Here is a 13814-nt window from a genome sequence, read left to right as displayed (position 1 = left end):
GATGACCGATGAGTGGCAAGCAGAATCAATACGATCTCGGTCTGGACAAGACGGGCGCCAATTACGTGCCGTTGACGCCGGTGAGCTTCATCACGCGCACCGCCGCGGTCTATCCGGATCATGTCAGCGCGGTCTATGAGGGCCGCCGCTTCACCTGGTCGGAAACCTATGCGCGCTGCCGGCGCTTTGCGTCCTATCTGGCAGGCCGGGGCATCGGCGAAGGCAACACGGTGGCGGCGATGCTGCCCAACGTGCCCGCGATGAACGAGTTGCATTTCGCCGTGCCGATGGCGGGCGCCGTGCTGAACACGCTGAATATCCGCCTCGATGCGGCTTCCATCGCCTTTCAGCTCGACCACGGCGCCGCCCGCATCATCCTGGTCGATCCGGAATTTTCCGGCGTAATTGCGGAAGCACTCACCCTGATGCAGGGGCCGAAGCCCGACGTGCTCGATGTCGATGATGCCGCGTTCGCCGGGGGAAAACGGATCGGCACGATCGAATATGAGGCTGCGGTGGCGCAAGGCGATCCGGCCTTCGTGCCGAAGAAGCCCGCGGACGAGTGGGATGCGATCGCGCTCTCCTACACGTCGGGAACGACGGGCAATCCGAAGGGCGTGGTGACCCATCACCGCGGCGCCTACCTCAACGCCGTCAGCAACATCCTTGCCGGTGGGCTCGGCCAGCATCCGGTCTATCTCTGGACGTTGCCGATGTTCCACTGCAACGGCTGGTGCTTCCCCTGGACCATGGCCGCGGCCGCAGGCGTCAATGTCTGCCTGCGCAAGGTCGATCCCGCCAAGATCTTCGCGTTGATTGCGGAGCACGGCGTTACCCACATGTGCGGCGCGCCGATCGTCTACAACACCCTGATCAACGCGCCCGATGCGCCCAAAGGCAAGGCGGCGCGGAGCGTGGTGGGGTTGATCGCGGGCGCGGCACCCCCGGTCGCCGTGCTCGAAGGCGCGGAGAGCATCGGCATCCGGCTGACCCATGTCTACGGCTTGACCGAGACCTACGGCCCCGCCTCCGTCTGTGCGGAGCAGCCGGGCTGGAGCGATCTGCCGGCCGACCAGCGCGCGCAGATGAAGCGCCGCCAAGGCGTGTCCTACCCACTCGAGGAAGCCATCACCGTGATGGATCCCGAGACGATGCGCGAGGTACCGCGCGACGGCGAGACGATCGGCGAAGTGATGTTCCGCGGCAACATCGTGATGAAGGGTTATCTGAAGAACGAGAAGGCGACGAAGGAGGCCTTCGAAGGTGGCTGGTTCCACACCGGCGATCTCGGCGTGCTCGACGAGCATGGCTATGTCATTATCAAGGACCGCTCCAAGGACATCATCATCTCCGGTGGCGAGAACATCTCCTCCGTCGAGGTCGAGGACATCCTCTACAAGCATCCGGCCGTGCTGTTCGCGGCCGTGGTGGCAAAGCCCGACAAGAAATGGGGCGAAGTGCCCTGCGCGTTCATCGAATTGAAGGACGGCGCGCAGGCGACCGAGGCCGACATCATCAGCTTCTGCCGCAGCCACATGTCCGGCTTCAAGACGCCCAAAGCTGTCGTGTTCGGGCCGATCCCGAAGACCTCGACCGGCAAGATCCAGAAGTTCCTGCTGCGCAACCAGGTGGAATCGGCGAAGGCGATCTCGGCATAGACGCTAAGCGCGCGCTCGGCGCAGCGGGATCGCCTCGACGTCGGGGCGATATTCGAGGATATCGCCGGGCTGGCAGGCGAGTGTCTCGCAGATGAGGGCCAGCGTGTCGAAGCGCACGCCCTTCACCTTGCCGGATTTCAGTAGCGAGACGTTCTGCTCGGTGATGCCGATGCGCTCGGCAAGCTCCTTTGAGCGCATCTTGCGCCGCGCCAGCATGACGTCGAGGTTGACGATGATTGGCATGCCCGCCTCCCCTCAGACGAAGCTTGCATGTTCGTCCGCGATGCGGGTTGCCTCGACCAGCACCCAGGCGATCGCCAGCAGCATGCCGCCAATGATGAGCGCGAGATAGTCGTTGGACGACAGCGCGATGACGAGCTGCCGGTTGCCCGGCGGGTTGTCGTAGGTGAAAACCAGCAGCATGGCGGTCGCCGCGATCGGCTGCAGCACAGCCTGTGCCAGGATCGCCAGCGCAAAATCGCGCAAGCGCCGGGCGCTGCTCGACATGAACACGAAGCCGTCAGCGAAATCGGCGAACAATTGCCGTGCCTGCCACAGGCCATAGAGCAGCACGCCGACCGGCACCGCGGCGATCGCAGCACCAGCAATCACGCGCGCGGGCGCGAGCGGCAGCACGTCACCCATGAGCCCGAGCCGGGCCACCAGCAGATTCCGCGTCCAGTCGGGAACACAGAAGATCGCGACCATGCCGATGGCGATGAACAGCATGCCGGACGTGGTGAGGGTCTTCATCGCGCGGCAGAGGCGGCGCAGGCGGATCGACGGATTGGGAGCGGTCATGGGAAGATCCTATTGACACAAGATTTAATTATCGTAATACGATAAATAATCATCGTCAATATCCATTCACCCGATGCGGTCCCCTCTCCTGTCCTCGCGCGCGCTGTGGCTCGCGCTCTGCTTGCTCGCCGCAGGATGCGGTCATATGCCGGTGATGTCGCTGGCAAAACTCGCGCGTGTCGATTTCGAGAGCACCGATCCCGCGCAATTGCGCGCCGCGGTGAAATTGCCGCTTGCCGTCAAGCCACTGCCGCAAGGCGTGGTGCTGCGGATCGCCGTGAAGGTCGGTCGCTCCCCGGAAGACATGCGCGAATTCATGCTGCGCGAACTGCCGACGCCCCCGGAGTTGGCGTCCGAAGCCGGCGCCGGCACGCATGTCTTCGCCTACCGCATCGATGAAGCCGATCTGCCGCGCCTGCTCGCTTTCCGCTCCGAACTGATCGCGAGGAAAGGCGCAGGCAGCCCCGGCGGATCGATCTCGATCGCGGTTCACACCCGTGGCTGCAAGACCGCCGACCTCGCCGATGGTCCGGTCTACCTGACCACCTATCTGCGAACCGCTGAGACCGGCGACTACGTCGCCCTCACCCGCGACGTCGATCTGCGCTCGCTGGTGCCGGGACGCGCGATCGTCGACGAAATCCCGCGCTGCCCGGCCTAGCTCGTGCATCGCCGAGGCCTGTGGCGAAGCGCAGCTCGGTTTCACGAAATTCAGGAGGCCCCATCCCCTGACCCGCCCGGGGCTGCGACCATTGGTCTGTTGCGAATGATTTGCATTTGCATAAGGTCACCCAGATGGCGCGATTGATTTCGCGATTGATTTCATGGGGGCGACGGCGTGCGTTTGCTGGGGGTGCTTGTTTCGGGCTTGTTCTGGGGGACGATCGGCATGCCGGCGGCTGCGGCGGAAGTTTCTGCTTTCGACTGGTCGGGAGCCTATGTCGGAGGGCACCTCGCCTACGGGCGCGGGAGTCTCACAGGCACGCTCGATGGTTTTCGGCCAACCGGAAACTCCTTCGGCAGCCTCTCAGCCGGCCTGCAGGCCGGCTACAACTACCTCCTCCCCTCACGGCTGCTGCTGGGTGCGGAGGCGGACGTTTCCTTCCCCAACTTTCTGGAAGATGGGCTCGCCGCACAGCGCGCAACTGTGAGGGGCACGTCCGTCGCCGATCGGATCGAGCATGTCGCCAGCTTTCGCGGCCGCATCGGCTACGCCTTCAATCGCTGGATGGTCTATGGCACCGGCGGATGGGCATGGTCGCTGGCGCGTCTGACGGAGTCACCAGGCATCGGCGCCGACCAGGACAAGGCTCTGCCGAGCCGCATCGGCTGGGTCGCCGGCATCGGGAGCGAGGTCGCGCTTGCGCCGGATTGGACGGCGCGGCTCGAATATCTCTACGATCGCTTCGGCAGCGTGAGCGCCGCCTTTCCTTCCGGCACGCGCCACAGTGCGGCGGTTGACTTGCACCTGCTGCGCCTCGGGCTCAACTACAAGCTGGACCATGGCGGGCGCGAGCTGTCAGGCGCCAGGGTTGCTTCTGCCGATCGCTGGCCGATCGCGTCGAACGACTGGAACGTCCATGGGCAGTTCACCCTGATCGGCCAGGGCTATCCGTCGTTTCGCTCGCCCTATGAAGGTCCACAGAGCCTTTCCGGCGCGAGCCAGTTGAAGAACACGACGAGCGCGACCGCCTTCGTCGGCGTCCGGCCGTGGGAAGGCGGCGAGATCTACGTCAATCCGGAGCTGATGCAGGGCTTTGGCCTGGCCGACACCTATGGCGTCGCGGGCTTTCCGAACGGCGAGGCGCAGAAATCGGATTTCCCGATTCCGCGGGTCAACATTGCGCGCGCCTATGTGCGGCAGACCTTCGGTCTCGGCGGCGAACAGGAGGCGATTGCGGACGGTCCGAACCAGCTCGGCGGCAAGCAGGACATCTCGCGTATCACCGTCACCGCCGGCAAATTGTCGGTGATCGATTTCTTCGACGGCAACGCCTACGCGCACGATCCGCGCCGCGATTTCCTGAACTGGAACATGTATTGCTGCGGCTCGTACGACTTCACGATGGACAAGATCAGCTACACCTGGGGCGCGCTGGCCGAGCTCAACCAGAAGCACTGGGCGGTCCGCTTCGGCTACTTCCTGGTTCCGACCGAGTCTAACGTCAACACCTTCGACACCCGCATCCCCGACCGCGGCGAATATATCGGCGAGGTCGAGCTGCGCTATGCGCTGCTCTCGCAGCCGGGCAAGCTGCGCCTGATGGGATGGGCGAACCGCGCCAATGCCGGCAGCTATGCCGAAGCGGTCGCGCTGGCGCAGTCCTCGGCGAGCGCTCCCGATATCACCCTTACGCGCAAGGGGCGCACCAACTACGGATTCGTCGTCAATCTCGAACAGGCCATCACCGAAGATCTCGGCATGTTTTCCCGGGCGAGCTGGGACGCCGGCCAGACCGAGAAGATCGGCTGGACCGATTGCGACGCGAGCCTGTCGCTCGGCGCCGTGCTGCGGGGGACCTCATGGGGCCGTCCCGACGACCGGATCGGGATCGGCGGGGTGATCGAAGGCCTGTCGGCGCAGGCGCGCGCCTATTTCGCCGCCGGCGGCCTCGGCATCCTGATCGGGGACGGCAAGCTCAACTATGCGAACGAGAAGGTGTTCGAGGCCTACTATGCCTACAGCCTGAACCAATGGACGACGTTCACGCTCGACTACCAGCTCATCACCAACCCCGCCTACAACGCCGACCGTGGACCGGTGTCGGTCGTCGCGGGTCGCTTTCATGCGGAGTTCTAGGCACTCCGTTATCGCGGTGGCTACGGGTCTCTGCTCACCGGCGGGTAATATTGCGGCGCTTCGGTCCGGTCATACATGCCGTAGTCGCGGACGACCTCGACGATCCTGACGTATTCGGTGGTCGGCTCGGCCAACAGCCGCTCGCCGAAGGCAAGCCCGGACCGATCGTCCGGCAGGTCGACCAGATGCGCGAACTGGCCTTCGCGATAGACGCTTTCGAACGCGTCGCTTCGCCATTCCGTTGGCACGGCAAGCTGCGCGCGCCTGGATTCCGTGACCAGCACATAGGTCGGCGGCCGCCGCGCGGGATCGTTGTAGGACGAGCGCTGCTCGGCGCGCCAGACCGGCTGGCCCGGCTTCATTTCGCAGATCACCTGCGCGATGCGCAGACGGTAGTCGGAGAAGACCTTGGTCCGGCCAAGCGTCTGGACATCGTGATGCTTTCCATCGACGCGCCAGGCCGTCATGGCGCCGTCGTCCTGCCAGATCTGGTAGGACAGGATCAAATTGTCCCGCGAAAGACTCCTGAAGCGATCGAGGAACAGGCAGCCGCCCATCGCTTCCAGCGACGGCTTCAGCGACGCCGCAAGATTCAGATACTGATCCTTGCGTCCCGGGCGGATCTCGACTTCGAAGAACAAGGACATCATCGAACCGGCTCCGTGTTCCCTTCCAGCGATATCTGACCCGCCTACCCTACCACGAGCCGCATGCCGTCATAGGCCGGCACGACGCCCTCGGGCAGGCTCTGCCGCAGCACCTCATAGTCGAGGTCGGAATGCATGTTGGTGATGACGGCGCGCTTCGGCTTGAAGCGATCGATCCAGGACAGCGCGTCATCGACGCTGAAATGGCTGGAATGCGCCGCGTAGCGCAAGCCATCGATGATCCAGAGATCGAGATTTTCCAACGCCGGCCAGCTTTCGGGCGGGATGTCGCTGACATCGGGCGTATAGGCCGCATCAGCGATCCGGTAGCCGAGCGCGGGAATCTTGCCGTGCTGCATGATGAACGCCTTCAGCGTCACCGCGCCGCCCTTGCCTTCGATCGTGTGGCTCTCGCCGGCCTCGATCCCATGCCGGGTCAGGATCGGCGGATAGTCGCTGCCCTCAGGCGAGATGAAGCAGTAGGAGAACCGCGCCATCATGTCCTTGGCCGTCGACTGGTTGAAATAGGTCGGAATCCGGCGCCGCTGATGCAGCACCACCGAACGCAGATCGTCGATCCCGTGGGTCTGGTCGGCATGCTCATGGGTGAGGAACACCGCGTCGATATGGTCGACATCGGCGTCGATGAGCTGCTCGCGCAGGTCGGGCGAGGTGTCGATCACCACGCGCGTGGTGCCGTGCTCCGAGGTGCGCTCGACCAGCAGCGAACAGCGCCGCCGCCGGTTCCTCGGGTTGGCGGGATCGCACCTGCCCCAGCCCAGCGCGGGGCGCGGCACGCCGGCCGAGGAGCCACACCCCAGGATGGTCAGGGTCAGCGTCATCAGGCCTTCGCCACCGGCACTTTGGAGAACAGGCGGAAGAAGTTTTCCGTGGTCTGGCGCGAAATCTCCTCCAGCGAAACACCGCGCGCGTCCGCCAGCACCTTGGCAACCTCGACCACATAGGCCGGCTCGTTTCGCTTGCCCCGGAACTTGCCCGGCGCAAGATACGGCGCGTCGGTCTCCACCATGATGCGATCGCCCGGCAGCTCTGCCGCCAGCGCCCGCAGCGCCTCCGACTTCTTGAAGGTCAGGATGCCGGTGAACGAGATCGACAGCCCGAGATCGATCGCCTTCATCGCCAGCTCGCGCCCGCCGGTGTAGCAATGCAGCACGGCGCGGAATGCCCCCTTCGCCACCTCCTCCTCGAGGATGCGGCCGCAATCCTCATCGGCCTCGCGGGTATGGATCACGAGCGGCAGGCCGGTCGCCCGTGCGGCTGCGATATGCGCCCGAAAACCGCGCGCCTGGGCCTGCGGCGAACCGTTGTCGTAGAAATAGTCAAGCCCGGCCTCGCCCAGCGCCACGACCTTCGGATGCTTCGTCAGGGCGATCAGCTCGTCGGGCGAGATGCCATCCTCTTCGTCGGCGTGATGCGGATGGGTGCCGACCGAGCAATAGACGTTCGGAAAGCGCTCGGCGATCGCAAGCAATTCTCCGAGCCGCTTGACCCGCGTCGAGATCGTCACGAGACGATCGACGCCTGCGGCCGCCGCCCGTGCCACGACGCCGTCGATATCGGCGGCGAAATCGGGAAAATCCAGATGGCAGTGACTGTCGACAAGCATGGTCGTCGGCTCACTCGGCCGCGGTCGGCTCGATATAGCGCGGAAATACCGCCTGCGGCGCCGGCAGCACGGTGCCCGGCGCAATCCGCCCCGCGCCGCCGAGCTGGTCGAACTGCCGTGCCGCGCCCTCCTCAATGCCGAGTGCGTCGAGCAGCTTCGCCGCCGCCGCCGGCATCGCCGGCTGGGCCAGGATCGCGATCTGCCTGATGACCTCGGCCGTCACGTAGAGCACCGTCTTCTGTCGCGGCGGGTCGGTCTTGGCGAGCGCCCAGGGTGCCTCGCCCGCGAAGTATCGATTGGCTTCCGCCACCACGGCCCATACCGCGTTCAGCCATTGATGGATCTGCTGCGTCGCCATCGCCTCGCGGGCGATCGCGATCATGCCGTCGGCCTGCGCGAGGATCGTCTTGTCATTGTCCGAGAACGCGCCGGGCTCCGGCAGCACGCCGCCGAACTGCTTCGCGATCATCGACAGCGAGCGTTGCGCGAGGTTGCCGAGGTCGTTGGCGAGGTCGGCATTGATGCGGGCGACGATGGCCTCGTGGTTGTAGCTGCCGTCCTGGCCGAACGCCACCTCGCGCAGGAAGAAATAGCGGATCTGGTCGACGCCGTACTGATCGGCGAGATTGAAGGGATCGACGACATTGCCGACCGACTTCGACATCTTCTCGCCGCGGTTGAACAGGAAGCCGTGGGCGTAGACGCGCTTCGGCAGCGCGATGCCTGCCGACATCAGGAAGGCCGGCCAGAACACGGCGTGGAAGCGGATGATGTCCTTGCCGATGATGTGCAGATCGGCCGGCCAGTAATGCCAGTTCGGATCGCCCTCGTCGGGAAAACCGACGCCGGTGATGTAGTTGGTGAGTGCATCGACCCAGACATACATCACATGCTCGGGGTCGTTGGGCACCTTGACGCCCCAATCGAAGGTGGTGCGCGAGATCGAGAGATCCTTCAGGCCGCGCCTGACGAAGCTCATCACCTCATTGCGGCGCGCGTCCGGCCCGATGAAATCGGGCTGGCTCTCATAGAGCGCGAGCAGCCTGTCCTGATAGGCCGAGAGCCGGAAGAAATAGCTCTTCTCCTCGACCCATTCGACCGGCGTGCCCTGCGGCCCGCGGCGCACACTGTCCTCGCCGACCGTGGTCTCGTCCTCGGCGTAATAGGCCTCGTCGCGCACCGAATACCAGCCGGCATAGGCGTCGATGTAGATGTCGCCATTCTCCTGCATCCGGCGCCAGATTTCCTGGCTCGATCGGTGGTGCTGCGCTTCGGTAGTGCGGATGAAGCGGTCGAACGAGACGTCGAGCCGCTCGTCCATCGCCTTGAAGCGGCCGGCGTTGCGGGCCGCGAGATCCGCCGTCGGCAGGCCTTCATTCTGGGCGGTCTGAACCATTTTCAGGCCGTGCTCATCGGTGCCGGTCAGGAAGAACACGTCCTTGCCGTCAAGCCGTTGGAAGCGCGCCAGCGCATCGGTTGCGATCGCCTCATAGGCGTGGCCGATATGCGGGGTGCCGTTCGGGTAGGCGATCGCAGTCGTGATATAGAAGCGGTTGCTGCGCGATGGTGCGGAAACGGTGGCTGTCGGCGCCGGTCTCGTGTCGACGGCGCGGTTAGGCTTCGCCGCGGGCTTCGGCCGTTTCGGCTTCTCGGGCGTCGGCGCGGGCGGCGCCTTCGCGGCCGTCGCAGACGGCTTGCGCGCCGTTTTGCCGGATGCCGCCCTGCCCTTGGCGGCTGCCTTCTTCGCCGACTTTTTCGTCGCTCTTTTTCCTGCCGCTTTCGTTGCTTTCGCGGGCTTCCTGGCTGTCTTCTTGGCGAGGCGCTTTTTCGCGCCCTTGCTCTTGGCGCGTGAGGAAGCCGCCGCGGCCTTGCCCACGCGCTTGCTGGTCTTTGCTTTCTTCGCAGCCTTCCGCTTCGAAGATTTCTTTTTGGCGGCCACAGCTAATTCCTTAAATCCTGGCTCGAACGAGAATGTCGGATTGTCTTTCGGGCGCTTACCGCGTTGCTTCCGCAAGCATTCCGAACACCGAGAAAACCAGCGGCTTCCGTTCAAGATTATAGTCTTGGGTGTCGCGCGCGGCGCGGACGATCTTTTCCCACACCTCGGCGAGCCGTGCAAGGCGGGGCAGGTTTGCATTGCTGTTGCCGTCGGCCTCGAGCCGTTCGGCGATCCAGCGATCGACGCTGTCGATGAAGGCGGCGAGCGCGACGCGATCGCTGGTCCCGAGCGCGTCGCCCAGCGCATGAAGCTCGCGCGGATCGACACTCGGCAGCGCGGCGAGCAGGGTTGCCGTCCGCTGCTGCAGTTTCAGCGCGTCGCCGCCAAGCAGCGTCAGCGCGCGCGCGACACTGCCCTCGGCGGCTTGCGCAGCCTCTGCGAGCGCGGGATCACCGGGCGTGCTTCCGGTCGCCTGCGCCGTGGCCGCGATCACCTCGGTGACTGCAAGCGGCCGCAACGTCAGCTTGCGGCAACGTGACTGGATGGTCGGCAGCACCCGTGCCGGCGCGTGGCTGACCAGCAGGAACAGCGAATGCTGCGGCGGCTCCTCGAGAATCTTCAGCAGCGCATTGGCCGCGTTCGGATTGAGCTCGTCGACGGTATCGACGACGCAGACGCGCCAGCCCTCTGCCGTTGCGGTCGAGCCGAAGAACGAAATCGTCTCGCGTGTCTCGTCGACCGTGATCACGGTGCGCATCACGCCGCGATCGTTCAGCGTGCGCTCCAGCGTGAGCAGCCCGCCATGTGAGCCGACCGCGACCTGGCGCGCGACCGGATCGGACGGATCTATGGCGAGCGAAGTCGCCCGTTGAACGGCCGGCGACAGCGGATCGCCGTGCCGCAGGACGAAGCGCGCCATGCGATAGGCGAGCGTCGCCTTGCCGATGCCCTGCGCACCCCCGATCAGCCAGGCGTGCGCGATGCGGCCGCTGCGGTAGGCGTTGAGCAGCGCCGCCTCCGCGTCACCATGCCCGAACAGGACATTGGTTTCGCGCGGATGGGGGACCGCGATCTCCTGCTCGACCTTGCGCGCGCTCATGGCGAACCGGCTGCGCTCGGCTGGGCGAACAGATGATCGCGCAAGGCGGTCCACACGTCGGCCGCGACCATGTCGGGATCCGGCGTCGCATCGATCAGCACGCAGCGCTGCGGATCTTCGGCAGCGATCTGCCGGTAGGCGTCGCGCAGCTCCTGGTGGAAATGGACGTCCTCGGCTTCGAAGCGGTCGGGCGCCGCGGTACCCCGGCGCGCGGCCGCCCGCTTCATCCCGATCTCGACCGGCACATCCAAGATGATGGTGAGATCGGGCTTGAGATCGCCGATGGTGACGCGGTCAATGGCGTTCAGCATGGTCGGCGAGACATGGCCGAGCCGGCCCTGATAGACGCGCGTCGAATCGATGAAGCGGTCGCACAACACCCATGTGCCCTGGTTGAGCGCCGGCTGGATCACGGTGCGGACATGATCGTCGCGCGCGGCGGCAAACAACAGCGTCTCCGCATCAGGACCGAGCAGCTTGCCCATCCCGGACAGCACGAGATGGCGGATGATCTCGGCGCCGGGTGAGCCGCCGGGCTCGCGCGTGACAATGGCGCGCAGTTTCGCAGCCGCAAGCCGCTCGGCAACCTTCTTGATCTGGGTCGACTTGCCGGAACCCTCCCCGCCTTCAAAGGAGATGAACCGGCCGCGTCCCGAAGGCCGTTTGGTGGTCATTTCAACCATGTCAAAGCTTCTCGGCGCCGGCGCGGAACATGCCGATCACGAGCTCGCTGGCGCCATCGAGCGCGCGGCGCACGGTCGAGCCGGTGCCGATCGATTCCGCCGCATAGACCGGCTGCTCGACCGCGATGTTGGCGCCGCGCCAGACCTTGACGACGCCGATCTTCTGGCCCGTCGTGATCGGTGCCCGCACCGGTCCGCTATAGACAATGCGCGCGATCAGCCTTTCATTGCCGTTCTTGGACACCATCACCTTGACCGGCTCGGGCGTCGAAAGTTTTACGGAGCGGCTGTCGCCGCCAAACACCTTTGCGTAGCCGATGGTCTGGTCGGCCGCGATCAGAGTGCGGAACTCGAAATTGCGAAAACCCCATTCCAGCATCTTCTTGGCTTCAGTGGCGCGATCATCCGGATCTTCCAGGCCGTTGACCACCACGATCAGGCGGACGCCGTTCTGCACGGCGGAGCCGACCATGCCGTAGCCGCCCTCCTTGGTGTAGCCGGTCTTCAGCCCGTCGGCGCCCTCCAGCGCATTCAACAGCGGATTGCGGTTCTGCTGGCGGATCTTGTTCCAGGTGAATTCCTTCTCGCCGAACAGCTTATAGAATTCGGGATAGGTCTGCATGATGTAGCGCGCGAGCATCGAAAGCTCCCGCACCGTCATCTTGTTGCCGGGGTCCGGCAGGCCGTTGGAATTGGCGAAGGTCGATTTGACGAGCCCTAGCTCGCGGGCGCGCGGGGTCATGAAATCCGCCGCGAAGATTTTTTCGTTGCCGGCCATGCCTTCGGCAAGCGCAATGCACGCGTCATTGCCGCTCTGGATGATCGCGCCGTGCAGGAGATCGTCGACCGAGACCTTGCTGTTGATCGCGGCGAACATCGTCGAGCCGCCAGAAGGAGCGCCGCCGCGCCGCCAGGCATTCTCGCTGATCCGGTATTCGTCCGTCAGCTTGACCTTGCCTTCCTGGATGGCGTGGAACACAACCTCGGCCGTCACCAGCTTCATCATGCTGGACGGCGCGCGCAACTCGTCGGCGTTCTTCTCGAACAGCACGCTGCCGCTTGTCGCCTCGATCAGGATCGCGGTCGGTGCGTCGCCGTCAAACCCGCCCTCTTCCTTCTTGGCGCCCTGCACGCTCTGGTTGGCGGCATAGAGCACGCCGCCCCAGGCGAAGGCGGCGAGCACAAGGCTTGCAGCGAGCAGGCGTCCGATTCGCCCGGACGAGGCTCGGAATCGGCGGAAACGCGGTCGTTCTGCTGCCATCGGCCAGTGGTCCGATTCTGACATTCGCTCCCCACATTGGGAGGCACTTTTGCGAATGTTAGAATCAAAGGACCACTAGCAAATCCAGGATTCTAGTGGAGTTTTGGATTTGACATTCGCTTCGCGAATTTGCGGCCAGTGGTGAGCGAATGTCAAATCCACTCCACTAGGCGCTGTACGCACGGCGTTCTAACAGGTGGAAGTATCGCAAACAACACAGCTTTGCGAACCATCGTCGCGCCGCCACCTCACCGATTGCGACTATAGGCAAACAACCTTATCGTGTGGAGCGAAGCGCCCGTGATGAAACCCGGCAAACAAGGCGGAAACTCGATGGCATCCTTGCGCAGCATTTCCGCCAACGGGATCGAACTTTCGGTGCGCGAGGCGGGCGAAGGCCCGTTGGTCTTGCTCTGCCACGGCTGGCCGGAACTATCCTACTCCTGGCGATATCAGATTCCGGCACTCGCCCAGGCCGGCTTCCGCGTCGCGGCCCCCGATATGCGCGGCTTCGGCCGCAGCAGCGCGCCGGCCGAGGTCGGCGCCTACAGCATCTTCGATACCGTCGGCGACATGGTCGCGCTGGTCTCAGCCCTCGGTGCGACGCGCGCGGCGATCATCGGCCACGACTGGGGCGCACCGGTCGCCTGGCATGCGGCGCAGTTCCGGCCCGACGTGTTCACCGCGGTCGCCGGCTTGAGTGTGCCGCCGCCGTTCCGCGGCCGCGGCCGGCCGCTCGACACCCTGCGTGAAGGCGGCATCACCAATTTCTACTGGCAGTATTTCCAGAAGGAAGGCGTCGCAGAGGCCGAGTTCGAGCGCGACATCGACCTCACCATGCGCACGCTGCTTGCCCGCGGCTTTTCCGATCCGGCGCTGTCGCTGTTCGTGCAGGACAACAAGGGCTTCCTCGGCGGCAACGCATGCGCCGACCACCCGCTGCCGCCATGGCTCGACGAGAACGACCTCGCCATCTTCAGCCAGGCCTACAAACAATCCGGCTTCCGCGGCGGGCTCAACTGGTATCGCAACATCGATCGCAACTGGGAGCTGACTGCGCCCTGGCAGGGCGCACAGATCCATCAGCCTTCGCTGTTCATCGCAGGCGAAAAGGACGCCGTCATCACCGGGCTGATCGGCAACAAGCGCGTCAAGGAAATGGAGCGGGTGCTGCCGCAATTGAAGCGCAAGCTGATCATCGCGGATGCCGGGCACTGGATTCAGCAGGAACGCCCCGACGAGGTCAACGCAGCGCTGATCGCCTTCCTGAAGGAGTGTGCGACCTGATCGGGCCGCGCC

Annotated in this window: 13 protein-coding genes; 4 read left to right on the top strand and 9 right to left on the bottom strand. The window is 64.7% G+C overall.

Features of this window, described 5'->3' with window-relative positions; all coding sequences use genetic code 11:
* The first annotated feature begins 8 nt into the window (after window positions 1-8).
* Entirely contained in the window at window positions 9-1658 is a 1650-nt protein-coding gene (locus QOU61_RS19215; RefSeq protein WP_289652781.1) for an acyl-CoA synthetase, read from the top strand.
* Window positions 1659-1661: 3 nt separating this feature from the next.
* Here the strand turns inward: QOU61_RS19215 and QOU61_RS19210 are convergent, their stop codons facing one another.
* Together QOU61_RS19210 and QOU61_RS19205 are read right to left on the bottom strand one after the other, a co-directional pair.
* Window positions 1662-1901 carry a helix-turn-helix domain-containing protein gene (locus QOU61_RS19210; RefSeq protein ID WP_289652780.1) on the bottom strand — a complete coding sequence of 80 codons (240 nt, stop codon included), beginning with the start codon at window positions 1899-1901 and terminating at the stop codon, window positions 1662-1664.
* Window positions 1902-1913: 12 nt separating this feature from the next.
* The gene (locus tag QOU61_RS19205; protein ID WP_289652779.1) at window positions 1914-2459 is read right to left on the bottom strand and encodes a DUF2975 domain-containing protein; all 546 of its coding nucleotides are present in this window, start codon (window positions 2457-2459) and stop codon (window positions 1914-1916) included.
* A gap of 73 nt (window positions 2460-2532) precedes the next feature.
* On the opposite strand from QOU61_RS19205, the gene QOU61_RS19200 reads away from it, so the two are divergent.
* Complete coding sequence (locus QOU61_RS19200; protein ID WP_289652778.1) at window positions 2533-3120, top strand: hypothetical protein; 588 nt, start codon at window positions 2533-2535, stop codon at window positions 3118-3120.
* A 177-nt stretch (window positions 3121-3297) separates the two neighbouring features.
* Entirely contained in the window at window positions 3298-5259 is a 1962-nt protein-coding gene (locus QOU61_RS19195) for a carbohydrate porin (RefSeq protein ID WP_289652777.1), read from the top strand.
* A 20-nt stretch (window positions 5260-5279) separates the two neighbouring features.
* Here QOU61_RS19195 and QOU61_RS19190 read toward each other — a convergent pair whose 3' ends face one another.
* From QOU61_RS19190 to QOU61_RS19160, 7 genes are read right to left on the bottom strand one after another with little or no spacing between them, the layout of a single operon-like run.
* The gene (locus QOU61_RS19190) at window positions 5280-5909 is read right to left on the bottom strand and encodes an antibiotic biosynthesis monooxygenase family protein (protein ID WP_289652776.1); all 630 of its coding nucleotides are present in this window, start codon (window positions 5907-5909) and stop codon (window positions 5280-5282) included.
* Between the two features lie 41 nt (window positions 5910-5950).
* The gene (locus QOU61_RS19185) at window positions 5951-6748 is read right to left on the bottom strand and encodes an MBL fold metallo-hydrolase (protein WP_289652775.1); all 798 of its coding nucleotides are present in this window, start codon (window positions 6746-6748) and stop codon (window positions 5951-5953) included.
* Complete coding sequence (locus tag QOU61_RS19180) at window positions 6748-7533, bottom strand: TatD family hydrolase (RefSeq protein ID WP_289652774.1); 786 nt, start codon at window positions 7531-7533, stop codon at window positions 6748-6750. The genes QOU61_RS19185 and QOU61_RS19180 overlap by 1 nt, the downstream gene beginning before the upstream one ends.
* Window positions 7534-7543: 10 nt before the next feature.
* Complete coding sequence (gene metG, locus QOU61_RS19175) at window positions 7544-9472, bottom strand: methionine--tRNA ligase (protein WP_289652773.1); 1929 nt, start codon at window positions 9470-9472, stop codon at window positions 7544-7546.
* Between the two features lie 55 nt (window positions 9473-9527).
* The gene (locus tag QOU61_RS19170; RefSeq protein WP_289652772.1) at window positions 9528-10571 is read right to left on the bottom strand and encodes a DNA polymerase III subunit delta'; all 1044 of its coding nucleotides are present in this window, start codon (window positions 10569-10571) and stop codon (window positions 9528-9530) included.
* The gene (gene tmk, locus QOU61_RS19165) at window positions 10568-11254 is read right to left on the bottom strand and encodes a dTMP kinase (RefSeq protein WP_289652771.1); all 687 of its coding nucleotides are present in this window, start codon (window positions 11252-11254) and stop codon (window positions 10568-10570) included. Before tmk ends, QOU61_RS19170 begins: the two co-directional genes overlap by 4 nt.
* Before the next feature lies 1 nt (window position 11255).
* Window positions 11256-12515 carry a D-alanyl-D-alanine carboxypeptidase family protein gene (locus tag QOU61_RS19160; protein ID WP_289652770.1) on the bottom strand — a complete coding sequence of 420 codons (1260 nt, stop codon included), beginning with the start codon at window positions 12513-12515 and terminating at the stop codon, window positions 11256-11258.
* 333 nt (window positions 12516-12848) lie between these two features.
* Between QOU61_RS19160 and QOU61_RS19155 the strand changes: the two genes are divergently transcribed.
* Window positions 12849-13802, top strand: a complete 954-nt coding sequence (locus QOU61_RS19155) for an alpha/beta fold hydrolase (protein WP_289652769.1) — start codon at window positions 12849-12851, stop codon at window positions 13800-13802.
* Window positions 13803-13814 lie beyond the last annotated feature (12 nt).

This window comes from Bradyrhizobium sp. NP1, assembly GCF_030378205.1.
GTDB lineage: Bacteria > Pseudomonadota > Alphaproteobacteria > Rhizobiales > Xanthobacteraceae > Bradyrhizobium.
The sequence above is the reverse complement of the archived record's forward strand: the minus strand, read 5'-3'. Positions and strand labels throughout refer to the sequence as shown.

Bases quoted from the DNA above. Each gene is read 5' to 3' on its own strand.
- QOU61_RS19210 (WP_289652780.1), bottom strand. From the start codon at position 1,901: ATGCCAATCATCGTCAACCTCGACGTCATGCTGGCGCGGCGCAAGATG.
- QOU61_RS19200 (WP_289652778.1), top strand. From the start codon at position 2,533: ATGCGGTCCCCTCTCCTGTCCTCGCGCGCGCTGTGGCTCGCGCTCTGC.
- tmk (WP_289652771.1), bottom strand. From the start codon at position 11,254: ATGGTTGAAATGACCACCAAACGGCCTTCGGGACGCGGCCGGTTCATC.
- QOU61_RS19170 (WP_289652772.1), bottom strand. From the start codon at position 10,571: ATGAGCGCGCGCAAGGTCGAGCAGGAGATCGCGGTCCCCCATCCGCGC.
- QOU61_RS19155 (WP_289652769.1), top strand. From the start codon at position 12,849: ATGGCATCCTTGCGCAGCATTTCCGCCAACGGGATCGAACTTTCGGTG.
- QOU61_RS19215 (WP_289652781.1), top strand. From the start codon at position 9: ATGAGTGGCAAGCAGAATCAATACGATCTCGGTCTGGACAAGACGGGC.
- QOU61_RS19180 (WP_289652774.1), bottom strand. From the start codon at position 7,533: ATGCTTGTCGACAGTCACTGCCATCTGGATTTTCCCGATTTCGCCGCC.
- QOU61_RS19190 (WP_289652776.1), bottom strand. From the start codon at position 5,909: ATGATGTCCTTGTTCTTCGAAGTCGAGATCCGCCCGGGACGCAAGGAT.
- QOU61_RS19185 (WP_289652775.1), bottom strand. From the start codon at position 6,748: ATGACGCTGACCCTGACCATCCTGGGGTGTGGCTCCTCGGCCGGCGTG.
- QOU61_RS19205 (WP_289652779.1), bottom strand. From the start codon at position 2,459: ATGACCGCTCCCAATCCGTCGATCCGCCTGCGCCGCCTCTGCCGCGCG.
- QOU61_RS19160 (WP_289652770.1), bottom strand. From the start codon at position 12,515: ATGGCAGCAGAACGACCGCGTTTCCGCCGATTCCGAGCCTCGTCCGGG.